A 15,818-nucleotide genomic window follows, 5' to 3' on the forward strand; every position below is an offset into this window, starting at 1 on the left:
CCAGCGCCAGCAGCGCGCGGCGGCTCGGCCCGCGACGCCCCGCGCTCATTGGACGAAATTGATCGCGTCGACCGCGAACGACGGGCTCAGGTAGCCGGTGGCCGAGCCGCCGCCGGCGACGTTGATCGTCAGCGTGTTGGTGCCGACGACCAGCGCGCTCGCGGGAATCGCGAAGCGGTAGGTGGTGTTGTTGCCGCGATAGGTCCCGACCGTGAGCGTGCGCGTCGTGGGCTGTGTCGAGGCCGCCGGCGTGTCCGAGCTCCAGGTGTTGACGCTGATCGACGGCCGTCCGTTGGCCCTGGCCGTCGTGATGCCGATGCGCAGCGTCGCGTCCTTGACCTGGGCGCTGGTCAGGGTGAAGCGCACGACCTGGCCGCTGTTCACGTCGCGCCAGAGATACGCCGGGAAGGCCGTGTCGGCCGAGCTGCCCACGGTGAAGGCGCCCGGCGACCAACTGGCCAGGCGCACGTCGGACGGGTGCATCGTCGTGACCTGGGCGCCGTTGCGCAGCTCGGTGGGCGCGCCGTCCCAGCGGCCGATGCGCCAGAGCGCGGGCGTGGCTTCCGGATCGCCGTCGATGGCGATGGTGTTCAGCGAGGCGGTGCTCCCCGCGGTGACCTGCACGCCGGTGCTGTAGACCGCCAGTTCGTTCTTGTAGACGGTCAGCGTGTAGGCGCCGGGCAGCATGCCGGTGGACTTGAAGAAGCCGCGGTTGGCCAGGTCGGCCGAGGCCCAGTACTGCGCCTGGTCGTTGGCGAAGCCGACGGTGTAGGCGTTGCCCGCGACGGTGCCGGTCAAGGCCACGCCGGCGATGCCGCCGCGACCGGACGGCGGCACGTAGCCCTGCAGGCCCGCCACGGAGAACCAGCTGGTGTCGGGCGCGGCCGGGGCGCTGCCGTCGGTGAAGATCAGCGTGTAGGCGTTGAGCACGCCGAGCCGGAAGGGCTCGGTCTGGCCCTCGCTGTAGTTGACGATATAGGTCAGCTCGTTGGTGGTGGTCGTGATCTGGTTGAGCAGGCTGCGATAGAACGGCCCGCCCGAGCCGCCCTCCTGGCCATCGCGGTAGAGCCACAAGCCGACGGTGCCGGCGCTGTTGCGGCCGCCGAAGTACTGCCAGTCCTTGAGGCGCTGGTTGGCGTAATGCTTGGAGCGCGTCTGGCCCGCCGAGGCGTTGCCCGCGGAGAAGCCGAACACGTCGCCTGACTCCACCGTGGTGTCGGTGCCGCGCAGGTCCTGCGGCCAGGTGCCCGCGCTGGTCTGCCCACCGGGCACGCCCGCCGGCGGGCCGCTGGACAGCGCGCCGATGGGCACGCGCACGATGTAGCGCACCATGTCCAGCGTGTCGGGCTCCTCGGTGAAATAGGTGGCCATGTAGACGCGGGGTTCGCCCGCCTTGATCAGGTAGTAGTGCTTGAGCAGCCCGCCCTTGCCGCTGTTGCTGGTGACCGTGATCTTGATGTAGGCCCCGCCGGTGAGCGCGCCGTTCTGCGCCGTCGAGGCCGGCGTCGACGCGCCGCTGGCAGACAGCATCTCCGCCGAGACGCTCACCGCCGAGACATTGCTGTACAGCCCGTCGAAGCCCGAGTTGAGCTGGGAGCCGCGCGCCGGATCCTGGTACTGGACGCCGTTGTAGACGAGGCTGGAGATGTCGCCCGCGGACTGCGTGCTGGCGCCGTTGTCATAGGCCATGACGCGCAGGACCAGGCCCGCGTTGGTGTCCACCTCGTACTGGACCTTGGAGGCGCTGCCGCTGTCCCAGCGGGTGGTGAGGCTGAACGCGGCCATCGCCGCATGGGGCAGGGCGAGCGCGCTCGCGACGACGGCGGCCTGCGCCAGCCAGGCGCGCCAGGATCGGGGATTCAACATGCTTGCTCCTCGTGGATGAAGGCCGCCCGCGCGATGTCGAGGCGTCGGCCGGGGACGGGAAAGCGCCTCAGGGAGACGCCTCGGGAAGGGCATCGCCGATGAGGGCGAGGTTCTGGATCGCCGCCAGCGCCCATTGCGCGGCGTCGTTGGTGCTCAGGCCGGGCGCCTCGACCACCGGGCGGAGCACGGCGGGACCATCGACGCGCCGCGTCGCCAGCGGCCCGGAGCGGGGATCGCTCAGGAACTCGCGCCAGGCGCGTTGCGCCAGGGCCGGATCGCGGCGGCGCCATGCCGCGTAGGCGGTCAGGCGCGAGTGCCCCACGTACAGCGCCCGGGCCCCGCCGTGCGGCGCGCCCAGCGCGCGGCGCTGTTCCTCGACCGGCGCGTTGAAGAGCGCGCAGTACTGCAGCCAGGCGTCCTCGAAGCCCGGCACGTCGACCAGCGCGATGAGATCGGCCACCATCTCCGTCAGCCCGAACACCGCGCTCAGATGGCTCGCGCCGACGCGCCCGCCCGAGACATCGATCAACGCGCCGGTCTCGAGTTCATAACCCGCGGTGGCGGCGCTGAAGAAGCCATGCGGCATCGCGGCGACGCTCTGCATGCCGCGTCGGATGCGGTCGCGCCAGCGCGGGTCGCCGCTGCGTTCCCACTCGGTCAGCCAGTTGGCCAGCAGCGCGCCCCAGTCGGTGCCGACGCCGAGCAGCCCGTCGCCGGCACCGCTCGGCCGCGCGCCCAGCTTGCGTCCGGGATCGAGCGTGATCAGCGTGCGGTCCGCGTCGCGCAGCGCGTGCAGCACGTCGCCGATGCGTTCGTCGGCGGTGAGGTAGTGGTAGTGGCGACGGTAGGCGGCGGTGCTGATGCGCAGCTGCTTGGCGCTGTCGCTCCAGTGCAGCACGCCGTGCCGCGTGCCCAGGCCCTGGAAGCGGCCGAGGTGGTAGGTGTCGACCTCGCTGGTGTGGCGCACCATCGCCTCCGCGAAGCGGAAGATGTCCGCCCGCCCGCTGCGAAGGAAGGCGGACCAGAGCCACAGGTCGGGCGAGAGCTCCGAGTTGTCCCAGGCGAAGCCGCCCACGTCGTAGCGCCACTCGTGGCGGTCCTCGTCATAGGTGTGGCGGATGTCGCCGTGATCCCAGAAGCCGGTCCAGCGACGTTGCTCCGCCTCGCGCCGGTAGAAGTCGAAGAGGCTGTCGAGCCGGTCCTCGATCGCGGCCTTGGCCGGCGTGCCGCGGTCGGGCAGCGACCACAGCGGGCCGAAGACCTGCGTGTCGAGGTAGCGGCGCGGCGCGGCCACGAGCCGCGGCGGCGTCTGCACCAGCCGCGCCAGCTGCAGCAGGCGCTCGCGCGATGGCGTCGCGGCCAGCGCGAAGAGCGTGATCTCGTGGCTGCGGCCGACGCCCACCGCGGTGTCGAAGCCCGGCTCGTAGTCCTCGTAGGTCAGCTCGAGGCCCTGGCGCTGCTGCTCGAAGGTGTCTTGCCCGAGGCCGTCGTGGTAAGGCCGCAGGTCCATCGCCGGCGCGTCGGGGCTGTGCCACCACAGCCGCACCTGCGCCGTGTCGGTGTGGGCGCCGCGCACCTCCAGCTGCGCCGGATGGCGCTGCCAGAAGTCGCGCAGTCCGAAGGCCAGGCCACCGCCCGGGCCGCCCACGTAGCCCAGGCCGGCGGCGCGCGCGCCGTCGGCGGCATGGATCCAGGTGTGGCCCGGCCGCGTGCGCTTGCGGATCTGGAAGGCATCCGGCGAGTGCTGGGTGAGGCTGAAGTCGCCCCAGGCGGGGATGTGATCCTGGAGCTCGCGCACCGTCCGCTGCCAGGTGCTGTCGGGCGGGCAGGCGCGGCCCTCGAGCTGCGCGGCGCGGACCTCGGCGCCGGGGTCGCGGCGCAGCCCGGTGAGGCCGCGCACGGCCTCGGCCCACAGGCCCGCGTCCGGGCCCTCGGCCGCGCCGGCGAAACGCAGGTGACGGTCATGCAGCGGGTCGCGCAGCGGCACGTCGGCGATGAGGCCGAGGCCGCGCGGGAAGTCGCGCTGCGGATCGCCGTCGAAGACCCAGCTGTGCATGATGCGCAGCGCGTCGCCGCCGGCGTACAGGTAGAGCCGCAGGTCGAAGGGCAGCCACGCGCGCGCGGCGGCATCGGCAGCGGAGCCGGTGGCCGTGGTGCTGGTGGCTGTGGCCGTTGCGGTATCGGTGGCAGTGTCCGGGAGCACGCGATGGCGGCCGCGCAAGCGCAGCACCGCGCGGTGCGGCCCGCGCTGCTCGATGTCGACGGTCTCCACCTCGCCGCAGCTGCGCCGCGTGCGGCGCCTCGGCCCTTCGTCATCGGGCGCGTCGTCGGCATCGGCCACCAGGCGCAGCTCGCGCAGGAGGTCGACGCCGCCGCGCGTGATCGAGGCCACCAGCGTGGCGCCGCGCCGCGGCACGGTGCAGCGGATGACGCCGGTGTCGACGATCACCGCATCGGCCGTCTCCTCCACGCGCAGCGGCGGGATGGGCGAGGGCGCTGTCTTGCCGGGTGGCAGCGCAACGATGCGCCAGGCTTTGGTGGCCTCGCCCGGCGGCGTCAAGGCGGGCGGCAACGCATGGCCGGACCACTTCAACGAGCCGTCGGGCCACCAGGCCAGCGGCCAGCCTTGCAGCGCGTGCAGCCGACCCTCGCTGTCCCGCAGCGCAAAGGCCTGGCCGCGCCGCACCTCGCCGCGCGGCCATGGCCAGCCCCAGTCCGTGCCGGCATGCCCGGTCGGCGCCGCGCCGTCCAGCCAGCGCAGCGCTTGCGGGTCGAGGTCGTGCGGCAGCGGCGTCGGCGCCGCCTGGGTAGCGGGGCGGTCCCACGCGTCCGACGGGGACCGGGGGAGCGCGCGGGGCGGGGCGGGCAGGGCCGTCCCGCCGGTACCGGCTGGCGTGCTTGCCGCGGTGGCGGCTGTCGCGGCCGCGGCGGCGCTGGACAGCGCCAGCAGGGCAGGGCCCCGCAGCAGGTGGCGTCGGCTGATCGGCATGGCTCAGCGGAAGGCGTAGCCGAGAGTGACGCCGACGGTGCGAGGATCGCCGACGTAACCGATCACCGTGCTGCCGCCATTGAGCCGGGTGTAGTACAGCTTGTTGAAGGCGTTCGTGATCCAGAGCGCCGCGTCCCAGTCGCCGTCGGCGCCGGGGCGTTTCACGCCGAGCGTGAAGGCCGCCAGGCCGTAGCCCGGCACGCGGGCGGACGCGGCGTTGTCGACCGAGCCGTAGGTCCAGCCGCGGTAGGTGTAGCGCGCGGAGGCGTAGGGCTTGAAGTCGCCCTGCGACCAGTTGTAGCGCGCCGACAGCGCGAGCACCTGCTTGGGCGCGTTGAACACGCGCTGGCCGGTGAGGTCGCAGAAGGTGGCGGTGATCTCGGGCGGGCACAGCGCGCGGCGGTAATCCGTGTAGCGTGCATCGTTGACGATGCCGCTCAGCACCACGTCCAGCCGCTCCAGCGGCTGCGCCCGCAGCGCCACTTCCACGCCCTGGCTGCGGTAGTCGCCCGCGTTCATCAGGTAGCTGGTGGCGTTGGCATCGTCGTAGGCCTGCGTCTGGAAGTCGCTCACCTGCGTGCGGAACACGTCGGCCTGCAGCGTCAGCCGGTCCGGCACCAGCGCGCCGATCACGCCGATCTCCACGTTGCGCGTGGTCTCGGGCTTGAGCAGCAGCGTGTCGAGACCGGCTTTCTTGGCCGCGCCCGCGGACACATTGATGCCACCGGCCTTGCGGCCGTAGCCGTAGGACAGGTAGCTGCTCCAGTCGTCGTCGATCTGGAGCTTCAGGCTGGCCGACGCGGACGGCAGCACCTTGTGCACGCGCAGGTCGCCGGAATCGAAGGCGGCGCGGTTGAGCCGCACGAAGCTCGCGTCGCGATCGTTGTAGGTGGTGCGCGCGCCGAGCTGCAGGTCCAGCCGGTCGCTCAGGTGGAAGGTGCCGCGGCCGTAGGCCGAGCTCATCTCGTCTTCCAGATGCCCGTTGCGGACGATGTCCAGGCCCTTGAAGCCGTTGCCCGCGTAGGTGTTGACGATGTCCGTGCTGGCGTAGCGGGTGTGGGCCTCGGTGTCCTGGTTGTCGCGGAAGTAGCTCAGGCCCACGACGTAGTCGAAGAACTCGCCGCGCGGCGACTCCAGGCGCAGGTCCTGGGTGAAGGTCGAGTCGTCCACCGCCGTGCCGCTGTTGGCGTAGATGCGCACGCTGAGCTCGTCGGCGAACTGCGGGACGTAGCGGTAATGGCGCCAGGCCGTGACCGAGCGGAACTTGTAGCCGCCGTCCAGCTTCCAGTTGGCCTCGGCGGACACGCCGCCCTGCTCGGCGGCGGTGGTCGTGACGTCGTCGACGATGGTCTCGCGGCCGCCGGCCACGTAGCTCGCGCCGATCTTGCGCGCCGTGGCCGGGAAGCTGTCCGCCACCGACTTGTAGACGCGGGCCGGCGTGGCCGATTCGGCGCCGTAGTCCGCGGTCAGCTTCAACTCGAAGCTGGCGCTGGGCCGCAGCAGCACCTGCGCGCGCAGGCCCTTGCGCTCGTAGCCGTTGAGGTGGCCGCCGTCGGCGAGGTTCTTCACCGCGCCGTCGCTGTGCGCGTACAGCGCCGTGACGCGGTAGGCGGCGCTGTCGCTGAGCGGTCCCGACAAGGCCGCCGTCAGCTTGGACGTGTTGCGCTCCGCATACGAGACGCTGACCGCGCCCTCGCGCTGGAAGGACGGGCCCTTGGTGTGGATGTCGATCGCGCCGCCGGTCGCGTTCTGGCCGAACACGGTGCCGCTCGGGCCCTTGAACACGTCGACGTAATCGATGTCGGTCAGCGAGCGGATGATGCCCGGCCGCGGGAAGTAGACGTTGTCCACATAGGTCGCCACGCTGCTGGGCATGCCGATGTTCTGGTCGCCGCTGGTCTGCCCGCCGCCGTCGCCCACGCCGCGGATCGTGAGCTGCGTGTCATTCGAATCGGTGCTTTGGATGTAGAGGCCCGGCACCACGTACTGCAGGTCCTGGATGTCCTCGACATGCAGCTCGGCCAGCGACTCGCCGCGCACGCGCGAGACGGCCGAGGCGGGGCGCTGCGGATGCTGCTCCTTCTTCGCGCGGCCGGTGACCTGCACCGCGTCGAGCTCGGTGACGTTGGCGGTGGCTCTGGCCGTGTTGCTGTCGTTGACGGTGGTGTTCAGCTTGGCGCTGGCATTGGCACCGGCAGTGACATTGGCGTTGGCGTTGGCGTTGTCGCTGGACGCGGCGGCCTGTGCCGCATGGGCGCCCAGCAGGAGGCCGGCGGCGCACAGGGCCGCGACGAGGGGAGGACGCGAAAGGGAGGGGACGGGAATCGACATGGGGGACCTGGGTTCTTGTTGTGGAAAAAGACGAAAAAGACGAAAGAGATGAATGAGACGAGGGGCGACAACGTTGTCACGACGGCGCGAAGGATTCGTGGAAGCGGCGTCGCGACGGCGCGGGCGGGAGGACTGTTCAGAGCCGCAGGACGCGGAAATCCTTGATCCGCAGATGGCTGGCCGTGGTGCGCAGCGCGAGCCAGCCGTGGCGGTACGGCGCGGGATCCGTCCACGCGAACACCAGCTGCTCATCGGCGAGAACACGGAGCTCGGCCGCCTGGCCCGGCGACGCGCGCGACTGGATGCGCAGACGCACCGCCTCGCCGTCCTTCAAGCGCGCGAACGCGGGCGGCGCGCCGAGGCGGTCGTCGGCGGTGGCCAGCGACGGGTCGGCATAGCCGGCGACCTGCGGCCTGGCGGCGGTGCCGTCATAGCGGCGCAGGCGGGTGCTGCGGTTGCCGTTGGCGCCGAAGCCGAGGTAATAGAGGCGCAGCGCGTCGTAGCTGGCGAGCGCGCCGTCGGCCTGCCGCGCGCCGGGATCGCCGCCCTCGGCGGTGGTGGCGTTCCAGAACAGGTTGAGGTCGGACACCCGGTCCGGCAGGCCCGGGAACGACGCCTTGAGCGGCGTCGCGGTGAGCTGGATCTCGTAATCGCCGCTGAAGGGCTGGCGATACCAGAGCGTCAGTCCGGCGCTCGCCTGCAGGTCCAGCACGCCGTCCTCGGCGCGCACGAGGCTGTCGGGCGCCTGCCGCTCGATGCGCCAGGCGCTGGTGCCGTGGCGGAAGTCGTCCGACGCCAGCACCGTGCCGGGCGCTTCCTGGGCGTGGGCGGCCAGGCTCGCGAGTCCCAGCAGCCATGCGACGGCGCGGGACGGGCGGTGGATCTCTTCCTGGTGCGGCGCATGCGCAGGGGCCGGGCCGCGGCCCTTCGCGCTCAACGGGTGCATCGGTGATTCAAGGCGTGGTGACAGGACAGGGCGCGACTATGTTGGCCGGCCTCCCGCCCCGGCAAATGCGAAATCCCGCCAGCCACATGCCGATTTCGTGCTTGCCCATCGATGGGCGTGACGCTCGCGCCCGACGACACGCGCCCATGCACCGCGGCCTGCGCCTGCTCGCGCCACCCGATATCGATATGCGGGAATCTTGCTTCGCGCCACCGGTCCGCCTGCCTACGCTTCGCGCCAACTCGTCATGACAGGTTGGACCTGGATGAAACCGAACACGGCCGAACTCATCGCGCTGCCCAGCGCGCCCCTGCATGCGCAGGTCAAGAACACCCTGCGCGCCCGGATCCTGGACGGCACCTACGCGCCGCTGTCCCAGTTGCCGTCCGAGAGCGAACTCGGCGCCGCCTTCGGCGTCAGCCGCATCACGCTGCGCCAGGCGCTGGGTGCGCTGCAGCGCGAAGGGCTGATCTACACGCTGCAGGGCAAGGGCAGCTTCGTCTCCCGGCCCAAGGCCTTCCAGAACGTCAGCAGCCTGATGGGCTTCGCCGAGTCCATGTCGGCCCAGGGCCACGAGGTGCTCAACCAGCTGCGCGGCCTGCGCTTCGTCGCGGCCGAGCGCGAGGTCGCCCGGCGCCTCGGCCTGGAGGACGGCGCGCCGGTGGCCGAGATCCGGCGCGTGCGGCTGCTCGACCGCGCGCCGGTGTCGCTGGAGCTCACCTACGTGCCGGCCGCGATCGGCCGCAAGCTCGCCCAGGCCGACCTGGTCACCCGCGACATCTTCCTGATCCTCGAGAACGAATGCGGCCTGCCGCTGGGCCACGCCGACATGAAGATCGACGCGACGCTCGCCGACGCCGAGCTGGCCGAGGCGCTCGGCATGAGCGAAGGCGCGCCGGTGCTGCGCATCGAGCGGCTCACGCACGACGCGCAGGGGCGCCCGATCGACTTCGAATACCTCCACTTCCGGGCCGACGCCTTCCAGTACCGGCTGCGCGTCGACCGTCACCGCCAGGAGCGCTGAATGCAGACCTTCGAACATGAATACGACGTGGTCGTCGTCGGCGGTGGCACCGCCGGACCGATGGCGGCCGTCAAGGCCAAGCAGGCGAATCCGGCGCTGCGCGTGCTGCTGCTGGAGAAGGCCAACGTCAAGCGCAGCGGCGCGATCTCCATGGGCATGGACGGCCTCAACAACGCCGTCATCCCCGGCCACGCCACGCCGGAGCAGTACGTGCGCGAGATCACCATCGCCAACGACGGCATCGTCAACCAGAAGACGGTGATGGCCTACGCGCAGGGCAGCTTCGCGATGATCGAGGAGCTGGACCGCTGGGGCGTGCGTTTCGAGAAGGACGAGACCGGCGACTACGCCGTGCGCAAGGTCCATCACATGGGCAGCTACGTGCTGCCGATGCCGGAAGGGCACGACATCAAGAAGGTGCTGTACCGGCAGCTCAAGCGCGCCCGCGTGGAGATCACCAACCGCGTCGTGGCGACGCGGCTGCTCACCGCCGAGGACGGCCGCATCGCCGGCGTGATGGGCTTCGATTGCCGCACCGCCGACTTCCACGTGATCCGCGCCAGGTCCGTCGTGCTGAGCTGCGGCGCGGCGGGACGGCTGGGGTTGCCGGCGTCGGGGTATCTCTTCGGCACCTACGAGAACCCCACCAACGCGGGCGACGGCTACGCGATGGCGTACCACGCGGGCGCGGAGCTGTCGGGCCTGGAGTGCTTCCAGATCAACCCGCTCATCAAGGACTACAACGGCCCGGCCTGCGCCTACGTCACCGGTCCCTTCGGCGGCTACACCACCAACGCCGAGGGCCAGCGCTTCATCGAATGCGATTACTGGAGCGGCCAGATGATGTGGGAGTTCCACCGTGAGCTGCAGGGCGGCAAGGGCCCGGTGTTCCTGAAGCTGGACCACCTGGCCGAGGAGACCATCTCCGCCATCGAGACCATCCTGCACACCAACGAGCGGCCCAGCCGCGGCCGCTTCCACGCCGGCCGCGGCACCGACTACCGCGAGCGCATGGTCGAGATGCACATCTCCGAGATCGGCCTGTGCAGCGGTCATTCGGCCTCCGGCGTCTGGGTGGACGAGCACGCGCGCACCACCGTGCCCGGGCTGCACGCCGCCGGCGACATGGCCTGCGTGCCGCACAACTACATGCTGGGCGCCTTCGTCTACGGGAAGCTGGCGGGCGAGAGCAGCGCCCGCTTCAGCGCGGAGCACGGCCTGGCCGCGGTCGACGCGGGCCAGGTCGAGGACGAGCGCCGCCGCGTCTGGGCGCCGCTGCTGCGCGAGGACGGCCTGCCGCCCAACCAGGTCGAATACAAGCTGCGCCGCATGGTCAACGACTACCTGCAGCCGCCCAAGGTGACCCGCAAGATGGAGATCGGCCTGGAGCGCTTCGAGGCCATCCGCGAGGACCTGGATCGGCTCAAGGCGCGCGAGCCCCACGAGCTGATGCGGGCGCTGGAGGTGCATGCCATCCGCGACTGCGCCGAGATGGCCGCCCGCGCCTCGCTCTACCGCACCGAGAGCCGCTGGGGCCTGTACCACGCGCGCGTCGACTTCCCCGATCGCGACGACGCGCAGTGGTTCTGCCACGCCCAGCTGATGAAGGACGGGCAGGGCCGGATGGTCAGCTTCAAGCGCGCCATCGAGCCCTACCTCGTCCCCATCGCCGACGCCGACCGCAATGCCTACCGGCAGCTGCGCATCGCCACGCCCATCGAGGCTCCCACCGAGGCCCTTCCCGCATGACCACCATCGCCCCGCTTGCCTTCCATCCCAGCGCCGTCCCGGTGACCGTCGACGCCGACAAGTGCATCGCCGACAAGGGCTGCACCGTCTGCGTGGACGTGTGTCCGCTCGACGTCCTGGCCATCGACCTGGTCAAGGGCTCGGCCTACATGAAGTTCGACGAGTGCTGGTACTGCATGCCCTGCGAGAAGGACTGCCCGACTGGCGCGGTGCGCGTCGACATCCCCTACCTGCTGCGTTGACACCGGAGAACCCGAGATGCCTTTCAAGCCCTTGAGCGTCCTGCCGACCGCGGCGCTGAATGCCGCGTTTACCGCCGCGTTGACCGTCGCACTGGCCGGCGCGCCCGCCAGCGCCCGCGCCGAGACCATCCGCGTGGCCATCGGCACGCAGGACACCACGATCAACTGCGCCACCGGCGGCCTGCTGATCCGCGAGCTGAAACTGCTGGAGAAGTACCTGCCGCGCGACGGCCGCTACAAGGAGGTCCGCTACGACATCCAGTGGAAGAACTTCACCTCCGGCGCGCCGCTCACCAGCGAGATGGTCGCCGACAAGCTGGACATCGGCTCCATGGCCGATTTCCCCGGCTCCAACAACGGTGCGGCCTTCCTCAAGGCCGGCAAGCGCAGCGTGTTCATCACGGTGCTGTCGGGCAGCACGCTGGGCAGCGGCAACGGCATCGTGGTGCCGCGCGACTCCAAGGTCACGCTGCTGTCGGAGCTCAAGGGCCACACCATCTCGGTGCCGTTCGCCTCCACCGCCCACGGCATGCTGCTGCGCGCGGTGGCCGCGCAGGGCTGGGATCCGCAGAAGGACGTGACCATCATCACCCAGGCGCCCGAGGTCGCCGGCCCCGCGTTGCAGGCCGGCAGGATCGAGGCGCATGCGGACTTCGTGCCCTTCGTCGAGCTGTTCGAGCACCGCGGCGTCGCCCGCAAGATCTATGACGGCGCACAGGCCAACGCGCCCACGTACCACGGCTCGCTGGTCAGCGCGGAGTATGCGGAAAAGTATCCGGAGGTGATCGTCGCCTTCCTGCGCGCGGCGCTCGAGGCGGACCGCCTGATCGCCGCCGAGCCGGAGAAGTACAGCCTGCTGATCGAGCAGGTGACCGGCATCGACGCGGCGGTGAACTACCTCTACCACGGGCCGCTGGGCCTGCAGACGCGCGACCTCACCTGGAAGCCGGAATACCGGCAGGCGCTGAGGACCTCGATCGAGACGCTCAAGCTGATGGGGCGCGACTCACCGCTGAACGCGGACAGCTTCATCGACGACCGCTACATCCGCGCCGCGTTCAAGCAGTCCGGCCTGGACTACGAGCAGCGGCTCGCCAACCGGGACAAGCTGCCGCTGAAGGCCGTCGATGCGACGACCGGCCGGCCGATCACCGACGTGCAGCGCGCCGCCGGCATCTGGGTCCAGGGCGAGCCCAAGGTGCGCCACTACGCGAGCATCGAGAACGCGCTCGCCGACCTGCGCCGGATCGAGGCGGCCGGCGGCAAGGCGCGCGCGGTCTACGTCCACGACTTGATCCACCGGATCAAGCTGCTGGCGCCGACCAGCTGGTACGCGATCGATGCGAAGGGGCAGCTCAGCGCCTTCCTGCAGAAGGACGCCGCCGCGGCCTACGCGGCGGCCAACCGCGGCCGCGTGCTCGACTTCGCCGGCGCGAAGGCGGCCGGGCCGACGGCGCTGTGACGACATGAGCGCCGTTCCTTCCCTGGCCCCGGCGGCCTCGACGGCCTCGCCGGTGACACCGCCGGCGACATCCTCGGCCAACGCGACCGCCGGTGTCCGGTCCGCGCGGTGGCGGCGCGGCGGGCTGCCGATCGCGTCGCTGCTGCTGTGCCTGGCGCTGTGGCACCTGGCGGCGACGACGCGCGTGAACCTCGGGCTGATCACCTTCGCCAACGTGCCGGCGCCGGCCGAGGTGCTGGGCGCCGCGTTGGCGCTGCTGCGCTCGCCCAAGCTCGGCGCGCACCTGGGCAGCAGCCTGCTGCGCATCGGGCTGGGCTTCGGCGCGGCGGTGCTGGCCGGCGTCGGCCTGGGCCTGCTGATCGGGCGCCTGCGCCTGGCGCGCGAGCTGCTCCTGCCGCCGCTGGAGGTGCTGCGGCCCATTCCGGCGGTGGCCTGGATCCCACTGGCCATCCTGATGTTCCCGTCCTCGGAAGGCAGCATGGTGTTCATCACCTTCACCGGCGCCGTGTTCCCCATCCTGCTCAACACGGTCCATGGCGTGGAGGCGGTCGACCCGCGGCTGGTGGCCTCGGCGCGCAGCCTGGGCACGCGCCGCTGGCGGCTCTTCGCCGAGGTGATCGCGCCGGCGGCCGCACCCAGCATCGTCACCGGGCTGTCCATCGGCATGGGCACCTGCTGGTTCTGCCTCGTGACCGCGGAAATGATCGCCGGCCAGTACGGCATCGGCTACTTCACCTGGGAGTCCTACACCGTGCAGAACTATCCCAACATCGTGGTCGGCATGCTGCTGATCGGCGCCCTGGGCATGGGCAGCAGCGCGCTGATCCAGTGGACCGGGCGGCGACTGATGCCGTGGTATCGCCCGCAGCGGGAGGCGCAATGACAGCGTCCGTGCAATCAGTGCAGACGGTGCAATCGGTGCCGCCCGTGCAAGCCGTGCAGCCCGCGCCGCCGCGTGGCAGCCGGCTCCTGATCGAGCAGGTGAGCATCGAGGTCGGTCAGGGGAACGCGCGTGTCGAGGTCCTGCGCGAGGTGACGATCGACGCCGCGCCCGGCGAGTTCATCTGCCTGCTGGGCCCCTCGGGCTGCGGAAAGTCGACGTTGCTGGGCGCGCTGGCCGGGCATTTGCGGCCCGCGCGCGGTGAGCTGCGGCTCGACGGCGCGCTCATCGGGGGTCCGGACCCGGAGCGCGGCCTGGTGTTCCAGCAGCACACGCTGTTTCCCTGGAAGACGGTGCTCGACAACGTCGCCTACGGGCTGAAGATGAAAGGCGTGGACCGCGCCACGCGCGAACGCGAGGCCCGGCAGCTGATCGGGATGGTCGGCCTGGCGGGCTTCGAGCATCGTTATCCGCGCGAACTGTCCGGCGGCATGCAGCAGCGGGTGGAGATCGCGCGCGTGCTGATCAACCATCCGCGCGTGCTGCTGATGGACGAGCCCTTCGGCGCGCTGGACGCGCTGACCCGCGCGCGCATGCAGGAACTGCTGCTGGACCTGTGGGCGCGGCTCTCGCCGACCGTCGTCTTCGTCACCCACGACATCGACGAGGCCCTGTTCCTGGCCGACCGGGTGCTGGTGCTCAGCGCGCGTCCGGGCCGCATCGTCGAGGCGCTGGACGTTCCCTTCGAGCGCCCGCGCCGCGCCGCGCATCTCACCGATCCCGCCTTCGTCGCGCTCAAGCGCCGGTGCCTCGCGCTGCTGAGGCACGACGCGCGGGCGCCCGCGCTCGAGCGGCTCACGCCGCTGGGGTCGCCCTCCCTGCCGCCGCAATGGCGCTTCGCCACCTGATGACCATGAGCCTTGTTTCCCCTGACATCGATCCCCGTTCCGCCGATCTGCGGCAACGCCTGACCAGCCCCGACGCGGGCGTGCGGCGCGTCGCGCTGCTCGATTTCGCCGACGTCGAGGACGAGGCGCTGCTGCCGGCCCTCGTCACGGTGTTGCGCGGCGATCCCGACCCGGCACTGCGCGCCGAGGCGGCGCGCGCGCTCGCCGGCTGGGGCGATGGCGAGGTGGTGGAGGCGCTGGCCGATGCGCTCGCGGACGAGGCGAGCGTGCGCGAGGCCGCGGCGCAGTCGCTGGCCGAGCTCAAGGACGCCGAGGCGGGTGCGCGGCTCGTGTCCCGGGTGGGCCATGCGGACGGCTTCGTGAGCGCCGCGGCCCTGCGCGCGCTGAAGGAGCTGCGCGTGCCGGCGGCCGCGGCGCCGGCGACGGCCGCGCTGGCTCATGCCGATCCGGCGGTGCGCCGCGAGGCCGTGGGGGTGCTGGGCTGGTTGAAGCATGCGGCGGCGCTGCCGGCGCTCGCGCGCCTGGCCAACGGCGACGAGGACGCCGAGGTGCGCCGCGCGGCGGCGGGGGCGCTGGGCCTCGCGGCGGCCGGCGACGCGCCGTCGGTGCTGCCGGCCCTGTGCGCGGCGCTGCGCGATCCGGCCTGGCAGGTCCGCGAGGAGGCGGCGACGACGCTGGGCAAGCTGGGCCAGATCGCGATCGGCCATGGCAGTGATGCCGACGCCATCAACGCCGTCAACGCAGGCGGCACGGCGAACGCACCCGGCGCAGCCAACGACGTCAACGGCGCCATCGACGCCGGTGAAGCTAACTGGGGCAACGAGGGCAGCAGGGCCACCGAACCCGCGGTGGCCTTGCGGCAGGCGATGACGGATGCGTACTGGCAGGTGCGCCTGCGCGCCGCGCGCTCGCTGGGCCGCCTGCGCGACAGGGCGGCGCTGCCGGTGCTCATCGAGGCGCTGGCCCACCGCGCGGGCAACCTGCGCAAGGAGGCGGCGATCGCGCTGGGCGAGATCGGCGACCCGCGCGCGCTGCCGGCGCTGGAGGCTGCCGACGCCGACCCTGATCCTGAAGTGCGCAAGGCTGCGAGGCTGGCGCGCCAGCGCCTGTCATGAGCGGCGACGCGCCCCAGGCGGTCGAGCTCCACGCCGGCCATCTGCGCCTGCGTTGGCCGGATGCCGAGCTCGTGCTGGCGGCTTGGGCCCTGCGTGCGGCCTGCCGCTGCGCGCATTGCAAGGCGGCGGCGTTGAAGGGCGCGGTCTCATCGGCCGGGGACCCCGAGGTCGCGTTGAGTCACGCGGAACTGGTGGGGCACTACGCGCTGCGGCTGAGCTTCAGCGACGGACACGACCGGGGCATCTATCCGTGGTCGCTGCTGCGCGAGATGGGCGCCTCGGAGGCGGGCGACAGCCGGTGAAGCG

The 15,818-nt window shown here is 71.5% G+C and carries 12 protein-coding genes; 8 read left to right on the forward strand and 4 right to left on the reverse strand.

The genetic code is table 11. The annotated features are described in order from the left end of the window. Positions 1-45: 45 nt before the first annotated feature. The 4 genes from BM393_RS08550 to BM393_RS25165 form a co-directional block, all read right to left on the reverse strand. Positions 46-1,866 carry a rhamnogalacturonan lyase B N-terminal domain-containing protein gene (locus tag BM393_RS08550; protein WP_091724363.1) on the reverse strand — a complete coding sequence of 607 codons (1,821 nt, stop codon included), beginning with the start codon at positions 1,864-1,866 and terminating at the stop codon, positions 46-48. A gap of 67 nt (positions 1,867-1,933) precedes the next feature. Then, a complete protein-coding gene (locus BM393_RS08555; RefSeq protein ID WP_217648400.1) occupies positions 1,934-4,855 on the reverse strand; it encodes a Tat pathway signal sequence domain protein in 2,922 nt (973 codons plus the stop codon). 3 nt (positions 4,856-4,858) lie between these two features. Then, positions 4,859-7,186: a TonB-dependent receptor gene (locus tag BM393_RS08560; protein WP_141225262.1), complete on the reverse strand. Its 2,328-nt coding sequence runs from the start codon at positions 7,184-7,186 to the stop codon at positions 4,859-4,861. Positions 7,187-7,322: 136 nt separating this feature from the next. After that, positions 7,323-8,132 carry a DUF6250 domain-containing protein gene (locus BM393_RS25165; protein ID WP_141225263.1) on the reverse strand — a complete coding sequence of 270 codons (810 nt, stop codon included), beginning with the start codon at positions 8,130-8,132 and terminating at the stop codon, positions 7,323-7,325. Positions 8,133-8,397: 265 nt separating this feature from the next. Between BM393_RS25165 and BM393_RS08565 the strand changes: the two genes are divergently transcribed. From BM393_RS08565 to BM393_RS08600, 8 genes are read left to right on the forward strand one after another with little or no spacing between them, the layout of a single operon-like run. Next, entirely contained in the window at positions 8,398-9,156 is a 759-nt protein-coding gene (locus tag BM393_RS08565) for a GntR family transcriptional regulator (RefSeq protein WP_091724365.1), read from the forward strand. After that, positions 9,157-10,905: a fumarate reductase/succinate dehydrogenase flavoprotein subunit gene (locus BM393_RS08570; protein ID WP_091724366.1), complete on the forward strand. Its 1,749-nt coding sequence runs from the start codon at positions 9,157-9,159 to the stop codon at positions 10,903-10,905. After that, on the forward strand, positions 10,902-11,147 hold the full coding sequence (locus BM393_RS08575) for a ferredoxin family protein (protein ID WP_091724367.1): 246 nt from the start codon (positions 10,902-10,904) through the stop codon (positions 11,145-11,147). Before BM393_RS08570 ends, BM393_RS08575 begins: the two co-directional genes overlap by 4 nt. 16 nt (positions 11,148-11,163) lie before the next feature. Further along, the gene (locus BM393_RS08580) at positions 11,164-12,609 is read left to right on the forward strand and encodes an ABC transporter substrate-binding protein (protein WP_091724368.1); all 1,446 of its coding nucleotides are present in this window, start codon (positions 11,164-11,166) and stop codon (positions 12,607-12,609) included. A 4-nt stretch (positions 12,610-12,613) separates the two neighbouring features. Then, on the forward strand, positions 12,614-13,492 hold the full coding sequence (locus BM393_RS08585) for an ABC transporter permease (RefSeq protein ID WP_091724369.1): 879 nt from the start codon (positions 12,614-12,616) through the stop codon (positions 13,490-13,492). A 53-nt stretch (positions 13,493-13,545) separates the two neighbouring features. After that, positions 13,546-14,397 (forward strand): ABC transporter ATP-binding protein, encoded by an 852-nt coding sequence (locus BM393_RS08590; RefSeq protein ID WP_254783405.1) that lies wholly within the window; start codon positions 13,546-13,548, stop codon positions 14,395-14,397. Beyond that, on the forward strand, positions 14,394-15,512 hold the full coding sequence (locus BM393_RS08595; protein WP_404932593.1) for a HEAT repeat domain-containing protein: 1,119 nt from the start codon (positions 14,394-14,396) through the stop codon (positions 15,510-15,512). Before BM393_RS08590 ends, BM393_RS08595 begins: the two co-directional genes overlap by 4 nt. Further along, positions 15,509-15,814 carry a DUF971 domain-containing protein gene (locus tag BM393_RS08600; RefSeq protein ID WP_091724371.1) on the forward strand — a complete coding sequence of 102 codons (306 nt, stop codon included), beginning with the start codon at positions 15,509-15,511 and terminating at the stop codon, positions 15,812-15,814. The genes BM393_RS08595 and BM393_RS08600 overlap by 4 nt, the downstream gene beginning before the upstream one ends. Positions 15,815-15,818 lie beyond the last annotated feature (4 nt).

Origin of the sequence: Mitsuaria sp. PDC51 (assembly GCF_900113225.1) — a bacterium.
In the GTDB taxonomy this organism is placed as follows: domain Bacteria; phylum Pseudomonadota; class Gammaproteobacteria; order Burkholderiales; family Burkholderiaceae_C; genus Roseateles.